The sequence below is a fragment of the Zooshikella ganghwensis genome, assembly GCF_018263875.1.
In the GTDB taxonomy this organism is placed as follows: domain Bacteria; phylum Pseudomonadota; class Gammaproteobacteria; order Pseudomonadales; family Zooshikellaceae; genus Zooshikella; species Zooshikella ganghwensis.
Window position 1 is genome coordinate 248,456 of record NZ_JAEVHG010000006.1, and the last position, 13,978, is coordinate 262,433.

A 13,978-nucleotide genomic window follows, 5' to 3' on the forward strand; every position below is an offset into this window, starting at 1 on the left:
CAAGGCTTACCACATTAAAATAAAGTTTTTTTAATCATTGGAGCGACTTATGTCTGACAGTACAAACAAGCAAAAGCATGAAGAGCTCCTACTTTTTTTATTTTTAACCGTTGTTCTTGCACCATTATTATCTATCATTTTTGTCGGCGGTTTTGGTTTTATTGTATGGATAGGCCAGATATTAACAGGGCCACCAGGTCCCCCAGGATAGAATTCATTTTATAATGATCAGTCAATAAATAATAAAAAAACTATACCCGTCAAAATTTAAAACAATGGAATCTCTTAATGCCTTCTTGCAACGCTGATTCATTGCCTCACATTAGCAGCATCATTATTTATTGCCTTCCCGACAAGAATAAGCAAGTTATTCCTGCACTTCAATCACAAGCAGGCACCGAAGTCTATAGCACTGATGGAAAAGGTAAAATTATTGCGTTATTAGAGTCTCCTGATTACTCAAGTTTAATGAGCAGTCTAAAAACATTCTCTCATTTACCTTTTGTTATTTCCTGCCAATTAGTTTTTCATTACGCAGCTGACAATGAGGTTGCCCATGAGTTTTTCGAGAAGAGCCTTCATTAAAGCACAAGCAGCCTTTGCCGCCGCCACTGCTGCTGGGCTACCTATTAGTGCAGAGACCAGTAATATTATCACCTCTGCAGAAAAAACCGCTTTAAATTGGAATAAAGCACCATGTCGCTTTTGCGGTACAGGGTGCAGTGTCCATGTTGCAACAAAAGAAGGGCGTGTAGTCGCTACACACGGCGATATCAAAAGCGAAGTCAACCGTGGCTTAAATTGTGTTAAAGGCTATTTTCTCTCTAAAATTTTATACGGCGAAGATCGTCTCACACAGCCGCTGCTGCGCATGAATAATGGAAAATACGATAAAAATGGTGAATTCACTCCCGTAACCTGGGAACAAGCATTTACCGTCATGGCAGACAAATTCAAACAGTCACTCAAGAAAAAAGGACCTACATCTGTGGGTATGTTTGGTTCCGGCCAATGGACAGTCTGGGAAGGATATGCCGCAGTCAAGCTCATGAAAGCAGGCTTTCTGTCTAATAATATTGAACCCAATGCCCGTCATTGCATGGCAAGTGCTGTAGCAGGATTTATGCGCACCTTTGGGATAGATGAGCCTATGGGGTGTTATGATGATATTGAGCATGCCGATGCATTTGTCCTTTGGGGATCCAACATGGCCGAAATGCACCCCATCCTTTGGACCCGACTCACTGATCGACGCCTGAGCTATCCCCATGTAAAAGTTTCTGTATTATCAACCTATGAACACCGCTGTTATGAACTGGCGGATATTCCTATAATTTTTTCGCCACAAACAGATTTAGCCATTCTTAATTTTATTGCTCATTACATTATCAGTAACGATAAAATAAACCATACCTTTGTGAATAAGCATGTTAATTTTCGCTTAGGTAATCAGGATATTGGCTACGGACTTCGGCCTGAACATCCCTTAGAAAAAAGTGCAAAATTTGCGAATGACCCTGGTGGTTCAAAACCCATTACCATTGATGAATTTGCAAAATTTGTCAGTAAATATACAGCAGATTATGTTTCCAAGTTATCAGGGGTATCTGTTGAAAAACTAAATCAACTCGCCGAACTATATGCTGATCCTAAAATTAAAGTCACATCATTTTGGACAATGGGTTTTAATCAGCACACACGAGGCGTCTGGTGTAATAATCTTATTTACAATATTCACTTATTAACGGGCAAAATTGCTTCACCCGGTAACAGCCCCTTTTCCTTAACAGGACAACCTTCAGCCTGTGGTACTGCACGTGAGGTGGGTACTTTCTGTCATCGTCTACCCGCAGACATGGTAGTAAAAAATCCAGAGCATCGAGCAATGGCAGAAAAAATATGGCGACTTCCCAGCAATATTATTCCTGAAAAACCAGGGTTTCATGCTGTTCAACATAACAGAATGCTGAAAGATAGTGTTATTAATGCTTATTGGATACAGGTCAATAACAATCTTCAAGCAGCAGCGAACCTTAATCAAGAAGGGTATCCTGGTTATCGTAACCCTGACAACTTTATTGTTGTCTCTGATGCTTATCCTACGGTAACCGCTCAAGCTGCTGATTTAATTTTACCCACAGCCATGTGGATCGAGAAAGAAGGCGCCTATGGCAATGCTGAACGACGTACACAGTTTTGGCATCAGCTCACTAAAGCACCAGGAGAAGCCAAGTCCGATTTATGGCAAGTTGTTGAGTTCTCGAAGTACTTCACGACAGATGAAGTTTGGCCTGCGGATATCCTAGAAAAAAATCCTGACTACAAAAATAAAACGCTTTTTGACGTATTATTCAAAAATGGTCAGGTGGATAAATATTCTTTAAAAGAAATAACCGATGGTTATGATAATGACGAGTCTCAAGCGTTTGGTTTTTATCTGCAAAAAGGGCTTTTTGAAGAGTACGCAACCTTCGGTAGAGGTCATGGTCATGATTTAGCAAGTTTCGAAACTTATCACGAGACTCGTGGCTTAAGGTGGCCCGTCGTTGATGGAAAGGAAACAAAATGGCGTTATCGAGAGGGTTTTGACCCTTATGTAAAATCTGGACAAGATGTACATTTTTACGGAAAACCTGATGGTAGAGCCATCATTTTTGCTCTGCCCTATGAGCCACCCGCTGAGTCTCCTGATAAAGAATATGACTTATGGCTTTGCACCGGAAGAGTTCTGGAGCACTGGCATTCAGGCTCCATGACTCAACGTGTCCCTGAACTCTATTTATCATATCCAGATGCTGTCATATACATGCATCCTGAAGATGCACGATCACGCAGTTTAAGGCGGGGAGATGCTGTCAAAGTCATTTCACGCCGTGGAGCCATCCAAACACGGGTAGAAACACGAGGACGAAATAAACCACCCAAAGGCTTGGTTTTTGTACCTTGGTTTGATGCCAGTCAGCTAATTAATAAAGTCACGTTGGATGCCACTGATCCTATTTCCAAACAAACGGATTTCAAAAAGTGTGCCGTTAAAGTTGTCAAAGTATAGGCTAAGGGCGATTAATCATGAATAAAAAAAGACTACTTTTTCCAGCACTCCTATTAATTGCAATCGCAGTATTCGCGGAGGAAAGCATTACTACACTTCGTCCTAATCAGGCTATCACTGAAGAAGCTGAACCACCCTCTATGGCCAATGTCGTCAACACAGATATTCGCCAAGAACGTAATTACCCCATGCAGCCCCCTGTTATTCCGCATAAAATTCGCAATTATCAGGTGGATTTAAATACCAATAAATGTATGTCATGCCATAGTAGAGAACGAACACAAGCATCACAAGCACCCATGGTGAGCGTTACCCACTTTATGGACCGAGACGGTAATTTCAGGGCTGAAATATCACCAAGACGCTATTTTTGTTTGCAATGTCATGTCACACAAACTGACTCAACCCCTATGGGAAAAAATCAGTTTAAAGATATGTATGAAGTAATTGAAACAAATAAAAATTAGGGCATCACTGTGTGGAATAAAATTAAACATTATTGGCAGCTCTTATGGCACCCCAGCATTCATTTTAGCCTGGGTTTTCTCACGATAGGTGGATTCATTGCAGGCATTATTTTTTGGGGAGGCTTTAATACTGCTATGGAATTTACTAATACAGAGACTTTTTGTATTGGCTGCCATGAAATGCGTGACAATGTTTATAACGAATTACAAAATACTATCCACTTTAGCAATCGTTCAGGGGTTCGCGCCAAATGTTCAGACTGTCATGTACCACATGACTGGACAGATAAAATTGCACGAAAAATGCAGGCTTCAAAAGAGGTGTGGGGTAAATTATTTGGTACCATTAATACCCGAGAAAAGTTTTTAAATAAACGAAGAGAACTTGCAGAACATGAATGGGCCAGGTTAAAAGCAAATGATTCGTTAGAGTGTAGAAACTGCCATAACTTTGATTATATGGACTTTACCGCTCAAAGTCAGCGGGCAGCACAGCAACATTCAACTGCACTCGCCAGTGGTGAAAAAACCTGTATCGATTGCCATAAGGGCATCGCTCATGAATTACCCGATATGTCTGGCGTAGAAGGTTGGTAAACAGGGTTTTATTCACCTCAAATGCTGACAAACCGAATCAAATTCTTCAGGCGTATTACAGTTAAAAAAATAGTACTCGTCCAGCTTTGGTAACTGAATACAGTTTAATTCTGCTAACATTGATTTAATTGAAGCAGCGTTTTTACCTTCTACAACACCATTTAAATAGCTTACAACATGTTCAGTGACAGGTAATAATAAAGGTAAAGGCTGACCTGAAAATACAACAGGCAAATTATTCGGGTTATTTTCATCCAACAATGCATTTAAAACTTTAGGTTTAAGCAACGGCATATCAACAGGAATAACTAATAAACGCATTTCTGGATAATGCTGAGTCACAGCAAAAATTCCGCCTAGAGGTCCGCGCTCCGGGTAGAGGTCCGGTACACCTTGCAACCCACTGATCACTACCTCTGCGACAGACACAGACGCCATTAACTTCTGGGCATGAGCTAATAAACTCAACCCATTTGGCAATACAAGTTTTGCTTTGTCCCGTTTCATTCGAGAAGATAAGCCTCCCGCTAAAATAACACCAAGCGTCTCAGGATTACCTTCTGTCATATCAAACATTGACTGACTCCCTCACATTTCTTTAGCAAATGACTATAATGGCCTGCTAAGTTTTTTTCCATAAAGTAGGTGAATATTGTGGCACTAGCACTTTTTGATCTTGATCATACCTTAATCAATGGCGATAGCGACCTTGCCTGGGGCGAGTTTATGGTAGAACAGGGCATTGCAGATGCCAGCTTTTTAGCCGCCCATGAAGCCTACTTTGATCAGTATGTACAAGGAACGCTTAACATTGATGAGTTTTTAAATTTTGCGCTTGAACCATTAGGCAAACATTCTCGCCAAGCATTAGACCACTGGCACCAACTCTTTATGCAACAAAAAATTGAGCCTATGTTCCAAGCCAAAGCTCAAGAGCTACTCAACTACCATCGCCAGCAAGGTGATACTTTAGTGGTTATTACGGCGACCAATGCATTTGTCACCACACCTATTGCACAGCGGCTCAGCGTTGATCACTTAATAGCAACCACACCAGAAGAAATCGACAATGAATACACAGGGAAACCATTTGGTACACCGTGTTTTCAAGCTGGAAAAGTTAAGCGCTTAAATGCTTGGCTGGAACAAACTAGCCATAATCTGGCGGGCAGTTTTTTCTACAGTGACTCTCACAATGATTTACCCCTGCTCGAAACAGTAGAGCACCCTGTTGCCGTTGACCCTGATCCACAACTAACCCAAATAGCTGAACAGCGGGGCTGGCCTATTATTTCATTGCGTAGTCAGCACGAGGACTAATCATCTCTCCAAAAACCTATAAGCCCACTGGCTAGCATACCCTTTTGCCAGTGGGCTTAATCCAAAGCTGCTTAGTATACAATACGTGCAATAAAGGCTTTGAGGTAGTCAGTTTCAGGAATAGCAGGCAATATCGGATGGTCAGGTCCCTGATGGCCTTGCTCTAAAATCTGTAAATGACGATCTAAATGGCGGCTACTTTGACGTAGTGTATCCAACAAAGTTTCCCGCTTAAGGTGCATTGAGCATGATGCCGACACCAAAATCCCATCCCGAGTTAGCAAGCGCATGGCAAGCTCATTAATTCTCCGGTAGGCCTGCTCACCTGCCGCTTGATCTTTGCGACGTTTTATAAATGCGGGTGGATCAATAATAATTACATCAAACTTTTCTTCTTCATCTCGTAAGTCCCTTAAGGCATTAAATGCATCCGCCTTAATAGTATTTACGCGAGTATTTACATTATTCAATGCGGCATTTTCTCTCACAAAATGTAATGCATGCTCTGATGCATCAATACACAGGGTTTCACTTGCGCCTGCAACCGCAGACTGAATCCCCCAGCCGCCAACATAACTGAATACATCAAGTACCCGCTTATCTTTGACATAATTAAGCAAACGTTGACGATTCATCCGGTGATCATAAAACCAGCCGGTTTTCTGACCATCAATCACTGGCGCCATAAAATAAGCATTATTTTCTATCAGTTTAACCTGATTAGGCACATCACCTGCACCAATCTCAGTGTACTCATCTAAACCTTCAATCTGACGTACTTGAGAATCATTTTTGAACAAAATACCTTTAGGGTTTATGACCTGTTGCAACGCAGCGATAATATCTTCTTTAATAGCTTCCATCCCTGCGGTTGCAATTTGAACAACAGCCACATCATCGAAGCGGTCAATAACCAGCCCTGGAAGATTATCACTGTCACCAAAGGCCAGCCGATAATAAGGCTTGTCAAACATTCGATCTCGTAAGGACATCGCAACATTCAACCGGTGAACTAACAGTGACTTATCGAGCTTATATTGCACATCTCGACTAATAAGTCTCCCACAAATCAATGTGTTTGGATTGATATAAGCAATTCCTAAGGGTTTTCCTGCTGCATTTTCCACCACGACCTGTTCGCCTGGCTGAAACTGCCCTAAGGGAGTTATTTTTGTATCCACTTCATTGCTGAATATCCATATATGACCGGCGCGTAACCGTCGATCAGCTTTTGCCTTTAAACGAACCAAACCTAGGGACATACAGTTGATCTCTTTTATGTATTAATGCAGTTGGCAACTCTGGTGATAACGTACACCTATTACGTAAACAGCTAACAATCACTATCACCTACCATCTTACGCTTCACAATACACTTCTCGTTACAGAAGCGGCTGTCATCAAACGTCAATGTCAACGACATAAGTGTTATAAAAACACAAACCTAGCGCAAGAATTTTTGTCATTTGCTGAATAATAACCAAAGATAATAACAAAACTGTTGCTGTAATTGAAAAGCTAAGATAAGTTGAGATTAATTAATACTCAAATATATACCCACAGTGAAGGGCATACCCATAACCTAGGGTAGAATAAGGTATAAGTAGATTAGTAACTCATGTTATAGGGAGAAGCACCATGGCTGAAGTGGTTATTACACTGCTTGCCCCTGATCGACCAGGTATTATTGAAACCATTTCTCAAGTAATAGCAGCCCATGAAGGCAACTGGTTAGACAGCAAACTATCACTCTTTAATGGCCAGTTTGCTGGTATTGCACATATTTATGTCCCCAATAAATACCTTTCTTCGCTGACTGAACAGTTCAATCAATTGTCTGCTCAAAAGATTGCTATTCACCAGGCAATAATTGATCAAACGAGTAACTCCACATTAGAAGCTGAGGTAGAGCAAGAAAAAGTATACACACTGCATTTGTTGGGTAATGACCGACCTGGTATTGTTCGAGATATCACCAAAATCCTGCTTGGCTTTAAAATTAATATTACCAACTTAGAGACCGAGCATACTTCAGCACCTATGTCTAATGATGCAATATTTAAAGCATCTGCAATTTTACGTATACCTTTAGATGCTAATATTGATCTTATAAAGTCCGGCTTAGAAAAACTTGCGAATGAACTTATTGTTGATATAACGCTGGACAATGAAAATTAGCCATAAATTTTATGATGGTAAGTCAATACTTTAAGCAGGGTAGTGGCATTATACCCTTCACGAATGGATTTCTAGGTTTTATTATCTTCATTCCAATCACCTATTAATATAGGCTCATGGGCTTCGTCACTCGATGGCCGCACCTGAAAACCATTCGTATTGAGTATAGATTTATCTTTAAAACCATTTTTCTATGTAATAGCTCTATCCTTTTAAAAAGGCTTTAAGCGTATTAATGTCGCTCTACTTGCATCCCCAATGCAGCCAACTCTGCTAAGACACTTTGGTTTCCTACCAAATGCCCACTGCCAATCACAATAAAATAACGTTTTGGTTCTTTTAAAAGTAGACTTATTTTTTTTGCCATTTTTTTATTACGCTGCCAAATAAAACGGTCAAAATAAGGCTTTGCTTTAGGCTCAGTTAATAACGGCTTCTTAATTAATAATAGCTCAAGTTGCTGCTCATCCCCTTTTTTCCAACTCTTCACTAATGCTGCTAATTCACTATCCATTGTATTGATACTACGTAACGTCTCACTCACTAAGGCATCTGCATCATCAAGCTCTAAAAAAAGACGTAATTGTTCTACAAGCGATTCTAAACCAATAATTTCCTTTTTCCCTTGAGCACGTTGCATAAAATGCCTATCCAGTCCATCTTTGGCGTTATACCCTAGCTTTTGTATATACCGTGTCATTATTTGCATCATTAACCAACCAGGCTTGGTCCGTTCAACGGATTTAAATGGTACATTCTCTTGCTGAAAGTACTGTTTTAATTCTTTATAGACCTCATCATTAAGATGATCTTTTAAAGTCTCACCTTTTGGTAGTTGTGTTTCCTTCGCCAATATCTTAGCTATTTTTTTACCATCCAATGCTTCAGCATCAAGCTCTCCAATTAATACATCGGACTTTTCAAAAGCGTCAATGATCTCTTTACGTAATGGATAGAATGATTGATCAGCAAAGTGAATGGTACCTAACACGTATGCAGTCCCTGCTGAACTTGTGACATGCCAAAATAATCCCTTATCCTCAGCAGACCAGAGAAAGCCTGAAGTGACTAATAATAATGCAGATAACCCTAACCTCAGAGAGCAACAAAATTTCATACAACACCTAAACACTACACATCATGACTACTAATATAACCCATCACCCCTTACAAATGTGAACCACTCACTTTGGCAAATACTCAGGCTTAACTTCAACCAATGAAGCTAGCACCTGATCTATTGTCCAGTTATTTGTGACCCAAATAACTAAAGCACTGCTAACAATAGCTTTCTGCCATGCCGGCAGTTTTATTAACTCCTGCTGCTGATAATGCTCAATAATTAAAATAACGGGAAGAAAACCCGCATATTTCTGCTCACACTTGCGATTAGTGCCTTCTAACTGTGCAATTGAGCATCCAAAATACAACACGAATTGCCAGGGTCCAACGGTTTTAAGGTTTGGAGCACCAACGCCTCCCACTGCAGACCATACATTCTCAGCCTCAGCTTGCGTTAAAATAGCATGAGAAGGCATGGGCCGACTTTGCCATACTGACATACCATACCAATACAACAAGTACGGTAAGACCAGGATAACTATTAAGAAAAGTAACACCAAGCGCTTGAGTAACTTCACTTTACCTCTACCCTTCGCGATTGAAACTTCAGGGTTATTTAAAGTAATTGGATTAGAGCGATATATGCTCATATTAAACAACGAGTAACCAGAATCTCAGCCACTTAATATGCACCCTCAGTAAAGGGTATCAGTGGTTGCTTTTCTGTATAGACTCCCCCCTAAAACAATCGTTAGGATCAAATTTTTCACCCTGCCATACTGCAAAGTCCTACAGCAATCATATACAAAACTTTACAAAACCAAAGCGATATTTCGTAGTTTACATTTTAAGTTTTAGTGAAATAATCAATGCATTACAAGCCTGCCTCTTGGCCGTCTAGCGCCAAACCGGCTAATCAAATTATTTGATTAGCCGTACTTCTTTTTATTTACCCTACTTTTTAATTTGGAACAGGCCAATAATATATTCCCACAGCGAAGGGTATAACCAGTCATATTTATTATTAAGCAAGCATTCACGTTTTTATGGATAGTTAAGGATACAGCTCACAACATAATAAAAAAAATCACATCCAGTCTTAGTAAGTACTTTAAAAAACAGTAAGTTAAGAACACGCCGGCATAGGGAACTTTTAATTTGATTATTTGCCTTACTTCCTAAGCCCGAAACGAGCACCAAGGTAAAATCTGGTAATCCAAAGACATATAAACAACTTGACTTATACTTATGATAAATGCCTTTTTCTATGATCACCTGAGGAACTGAGTAATTCCCCTTGATTAATTGTTTTTCTGAACGCGATAACGCTTATTAAAACAGACTGAGTAATGACTACTTACTCGAAAAGTCATTTGGAAGAAGTATATGTATATTGATAAACACCAAAAGTCAGTACACTACATGAATAGCAGATATCCTATTCTCAACTATCCTACTAACGCTAATGATGATGTTTTACTTATGCATGAAATCACTGACAGTGAACGTTCTCTGTTAGATGCAATGAATCAAGCTGTCAATTTATTACCTAAGAACGCTTCCCTGCAACAGTGCCATGATGCCGTTACCAGAGTGGGTTATTGTCATGGTCTTTCACGCTCACAAGCCATTGCGTTTTGGACGAGAACCCAATTTTTTATTTTTGAACCGTGATATATATCACAAAAATACATTACACTTATTACGAGAACTGGTTAAAAATTCTGCTACGGCAAAAGTGAAGTGACTTACTCACTCTTTTGATCATTTGCCAGTTAAAAATTCTCTCTTTGAAGGTAAGTGTAATGATAAAAGGCATGTTGGCGATTTTTTTAGCTTTAGCCATGTTGCTACCCATGGGTTATCGTTACGGAAGGAGCCTTTGGTATCCCTTTTATGTCAAAATGGTTGGGCAACGCACTGTTGAAGATGTCATTTATAGATATGGATACAAAGCGGAGTCACGTCTCAAACCATACTTTACTTCAGCTGGCCTTAATTTCCCCCCTCAAGAAGTCAGTCTGCTCACCATCAAAGACCAACTGCAAATGGAGCTCTGGGCCAAACAAGATAATAACTGGCATTATGTCAGGACCTATCCGTTGTTAGCCAACAGTGGCACTAAAGGTCCAAAGCTTAGGCAGGGAGATAAACAAATTCCAGAGGGCTTGTATAAAATAACGTTTTTAAATCCAAATAGCCGTTATCACTTATCCATGAAGCTCAATTACCCCAATGCATTTGATCAACAAAAAGCTGTAACGGATGGCCGAACCCGACTCGGCGGTGATATTTTTATCCATGGCAAAGACGTATCTATTGGTTGTTTAGCTGTAGGAGACCAAGCCATAGAAGAACTATTCACCTTGGTACATCGCATAGGAAAGCGGCAGGTCAGTGTGGTTATTGCACCATCTGATCCTCGATTACAAGCACTCAAACCACCACTTACCTCTCCCAGATGGACCAATCACCTTTATCAACAAATCGCCCACGCATTCACACCATACAGCCACCCAGTGGTTTCCGCCAATCACTACCCTTGATATCGACACACAATAAAAAAACCGCCATTAGGCGGTTTTTTGTTTTCTACTAAAGCTCAAAAATGATTAACGCTGCCATTGCCAGTCATTAATTTCTTCAGGATCAACACCGTGCTTCAGAATATACTCTTTGTGCTCCACTAACCTTCTTAGCATTTCCGTAGTCACTGTGGCGTGCTCATCTTCACTAATCACCCCTTGCTGGAAAGCTTTATAGGCTAGATCGATAACCATATGATAACGAGATGTGCCATTTCTCACGCCCATATCAAATGGTGTAGTTGTTGAGCCATTCTCTTCATAACCTTTAATTCTAAAGCGTTTTACACCTGCATAGTTAAAGACCAGTTTCTTAATAGTGTTGGGATAACCGTGGAAGTTAAATACGACACCCTTATCCTTAGTAAAAAACTCATCTAGTAAATAAGGTTTATCAGCATATTTTAACGAACCCAAGCCACCTGAAGTCAGCTCAGTAACGCTGACAAAGCGTACTTTAACTTGTGGTAATCTCTCTCTGATTAACACCAGTGCCGCCAAACACTCTTGCGTTACATAATCACCACAACCTGCAAGTACTACATCAGGATCTTCATCAGAAGCAAAATCCCAGGTCATAATGCCATCTTGGGCTTGCTGACGCGCCTCTTCAAGTGTTAACCAAACAGGCAACTCTTTTTTACCGGCAACGACAACATTCAATTTATCACGATCAACAAACGCCTTCTCTGTATAAACCAGAGTGGAGTTTGCATCAGCAGGCAAATAGGCTGAAACAATCTTAGGATGCTTCTCCAGCATAGAAGCTAACAGTGAAGGGTTTTGATGCGAGTAACCATTATGATCCTGTCTTTCCAATAAAGAAGACAGTACAACATTACAAGAGGGGACAGGCTTACGGAAATGCACGTCTTGTGATGCATGAATATATTTGCAGTACTGATCTGCCATTGAAGCAATCACTTGTGCAAAAGACTCATACGTTGGGAACATACCAAAACGGCCTGTTACGGTATAACCATGTAACATACCAAATAGCAGGTTTTCAGAAAGCAGTTCGATAATGCGACCTTCACGCGCAATATCTTGATCCCAGGACTTGATTGGCCACTGCCAACTGCGATTAGTAACTTCAAATACCGCTTGAAGCTGGTTTGAATATGTCTCATCCGGACTAAAGACACGCAGATTAGACTGAGCTTCATTCAAACGAATGGCTTCACGTAACCACTCGCCCATTTTTAACATTGAATAACCACGCTCGCCACGCGGTACATCATTACCATAAGCCAATGCAGTTAAGTCAGGTAATACTAAATCCTCAACAACTTCACCACCATAAGACAGTTTCTGTCTGCCCATGGTCTGTTCAGGCACAGGAATTAAGCCTCGAATATCCTCATCAAATTCAATACTTTGATCATCGCAAATACGATACAGCTCATGGAAACCATAACTAGCAAGCCACTCGTTTAGCAGCTGTAAATGCTCTGGATTATCAGCACACTGATTCACAATCACTTGGTGAGAATCACAGTTACCTTCCAATTTTTTACCATCAGCTTCTTTGGTACCCGTCCAGCCTTTTGCTGTTTTCATCGCAATTAATGGCCAACGAGGACACTCAACATCTTCGCCATTACGTGCACGTTGCTGAATATCAGTGATGATGGCATACGCTTCGTCCATTGCTTTTGCCATTTGCTCATAGATGTCTTCTTCTCGCTCATCATCCACAACCAGGACGTGGTAGCCTAGCCCGGTGAATTCCTGAGTGATTTCTTCATTGGACATACGGCCTAAACGTGTAGGTCCAGAGATTTTATAACCGTTAATATGCAACACTGGCAGTACCGCACCACTCTCTTTGGGTGAAACCAAGCGATTAGCATACCAAGAAGCCGCCAGAGGTCCTGTTTCAGACTCACCATCACCCACTAAACACACAGCAATAAGCTCAGGGTTATCAAGTACCGCACCCCATGCCACAGCAAGCGCATAACCTAACTCACCGCCTTCCAGAATTTGTCCTGGAGCTTCTGGATTAGCATGTGAGGGATAACCATAAGCTTGGGAGAACTTACGACAGATATCCTTCATACCCTCTTCGCTGTAGGGGATAACATCAGGATAATAGTGAGATAACGAGCCTTCGATGAACAGGTTTGCTTGTACCGCTGGAAAACCATGACCAGGACCAATCAAACACATAAAGTCACGCTGGTGCTTAACAATAAGGCGATTAACGTTCGCATATAAAAAGTTAATACCCGGACAGGTTCCCCAGTGGCCTAGTAACCGTGGTTTGATATCCGTGTGTTGCAGGGGACGTTCTAAGAGCAGGTTATCTTTCAGGTAAATCTGGGAGACAGAAAGATAGTTAGCGGCACGCACAAACTTCTTGAGCGCTTTTACTTCATGTTGCAAAGACATAACTAACCTCAGGCTATAACTACTACTTAAAGACTGATGGACTTTCCAAAAGACAAGCAATGCACTGCTATACCCTACATTGTGGGTATAAATATCTGTATCCAAACCTTGCTCTGCTGCTTATCAAAGCCTTATGGATACAACATTGTTTGCCATGCTTGGGTAACCACACATGCAAAACATGGGTATCCCCTAGCAAGAAAAAAATTTACGGACTGATTTAAAAAAAGGGCGGAGTATTACACGTTGATAAAATAAGTGAATGACCCACGTCAGTGTTTTAGAGCAACACCACAAAATCATACTGACAACACTTACGTTGA

14 protein-coding genes are annotated in these 13,978 nt (G+C 40.7%); 9 read left to right on the forward strand and 5 right to left on the reverse strand.

All coding sequences use genetic code 11. From position 1 onward, the window contains the following. Window positions 1-49 precede the first annotated feature (49 nt). The 5 genes from napE to KHS79_RS11505 all read left to right on the forward strand — a co-directional run bounded on the left by napE (window position 50) and on the right by KHS79_RS11505 (window position 4,116). On the forward strand, window positions 50-211 hold the full coding sequence (gene napE, locus KHS79_RS11485) for a periplasmic nitrate reductase, NapE protein (protein WP_212719039.1): 162 nt from the start codon (window positions 50-52) through the stop codon (window positions 209-211). A gap of 77 nt (window positions 212-288) precedes the next feature. Then, on the forward strand, window positions 289-585 hold the full coding sequence (locus KHS79_RS11490; protein WP_212719041.1) for a chaperone NapD: 297 nt from the start codon (window positions 289-291) through the stop codon (window positions 583-585). Beyond that, a complete protein-coding gene (napA, locus tag KHS79_RS11495; protein ID WP_212719043.1) occupies window positions 557-3,052 on the forward strand; it encodes a nitrate reductase catalytic subunit NapA in 2,496 nt (831 codons plus the stop codon). Before KHS79_RS11490 ends, napA begins: the two co-directional genes overlap by 29 nt. A 17-nt stretch (window positions 3,053-3,069) precedes the next feature. Next, on the forward strand, window positions 3,070-3,519 hold the full coding sequence (locus KHS79_RS11500) for a nitrate reductase cytochrome c-type subunit (protein WP_094785906.1): 450 nt from the start codon (window positions 3,070-3,072) through the stop codon (window positions 3,517-3,519). A gap of 9 nt (window positions 3,520-3,528) precedes the next feature. Continuing rightward, a complete protein-coding gene (locus KHS79_RS11505) occupies window positions 3,529-4,116 on the forward strand; it encodes a cytochrome c3 family protein (protein ID WP_027707123.1) in 588 nt (195 codons plus the stop codon). 12 nt (window positions 4,117-4,128) lie between these two features. On the opposite strand, the gene mobA is transcribed toward KHS79_RS11505, so the two are convergent. Then, window positions 4,129-4,692: a molybdenum cofactor guanylyltransferase gene (mobA, locus tag KHS79_RS11510; RefSeq protein ID WP_212719046.1), complete on the reverse strand. Its 564-nt coding sequence runs from the start codon at window positions 4,690-4,692 to the stop codon at window positions 4,129-4,131. 78 nt (window positions 4,693-4,770) lie between these two features. Here mobA and KHS79_RS11515 point away from each other — a divergent pair, with 78 nt between their 5' ends. Next, window positions 4,771-5,436 carry a histidinol-phosphatase gene (locus tag KHS79_RS11515; protein WP_212719049.1) on the forward strand — a complete coding sequence of 222 codons (666 nt, stop codon included), beginning with the start codon at window positions 4,771-4,773 and terminating at the stop codon, window positions 5,434-5,436. Between the two features lie 71 nt (window positions 5,437-5,507). On the opposite strand, the gene KHS79_RS11520 is transcribed toward KHS79_RS11515, so the two are convergent. Further along, window positions 5,508-6,698 carry a class I SAM-dependent rRNA methyltransferase gene (locus KHS79_RS11520; RefSeq protein WP_027707121.1) on the reverse strand — a complete coding sequence of 397 codons (1,191 nt, stop codon included), beginning with the start codon at window positions 6,696-6,698 and terminating at the stop codon, window positions 5,508-5,510. 376 nt (window positions 6,699-7,074) lie between these two features. Here KHS79_RS11520 and KHS79_RS11525 point away from each other — a divergent pair, with 376 nt between their 5' ends. Beyond that, window positions 7,075-7,614 (forward strand): glycine cleavage system protein R, encoded by a 540-nt coding sequence (locus KHS79_RS11525; protein WP_027707120.1) that lies wholly within the window; start codon window positions 7,075-7,077, stop codon window positions 7,612-7,614. 232 nt (window positions 7,615-7,846) lie between these two features. Here the strand turns inward: KHS79_RS11525 and KHS79_RS11530 are convergent, their stop codons facing one another. Next, window positions 7,847-8,731, reverse strand: a complete 885-nt coding sequence (locus tag KHS79_RS11530; protein WP_212719052.1) for a TraB/GumN family protein — start codon at window positions 8,729-8,731, stop codon at window positions 7,847-7,849. A gap of 67 nt (window positions 8,732-8,798) precedes the next feature. Further along, a complete protein-coding gene (locus KHS79_RS11535; RefSeq protein ID WP_212719055.1) occupies window positions 8,799-9,326 on the reverse strand; it encodes a hypothetical protein in 528 nt (175 codons plus the stop codon). 772 nt (window positions 9,327-10,098) lie between these two features. Between KHS79_RS11535 and KHS79_RS11540 the strand changes: the two genes are divergently transcribed. Both KHS79_RS11540 and KHS79_RS11545 read left to right on the forward strand, forming a co-directional pair. Next, complete coding sequence (locus tag KHS79_RS11540) at window positions 10,099-10,350, forward strand: hypothetical protein (RefSeq protein ID WP_157365380.1); 252 nt, start codon at window positions 10,099-10,101, stop codon at window positions 10,348-10,350. Window positions 10,351-10,481: 131 nt separating this feature from the next. Next, a complete protein-coding gene (locus tag KHS79_RS11545) occupies window positions 10,482-11,222 on the forward strand; it encodes a L,D-transpeptidase family protein (RefSeq protein WP_206196669.1) in 741 nt (246 codons plus the stop codon). 66 nt (window positions 11,223-11,288) lie between these two features. Here KHS79_RS11545 and KHS79_RS11550 read toward each other — a convergent pair whose 3' ends face one another. Beyond that, window positions 11,289-13,655, reverse strand: coding sequence for a phosphoketolase family protein (locus KHS79_RS11550; RefSeq protein WP_212719058.1), 2,367 nt, complete (start codon window positions 13,653-13,655; stop codon window positions 11,289-11,291). Between the last annotated feature and the right edge of the window lie 323 nt (window positions 13,656-13,978).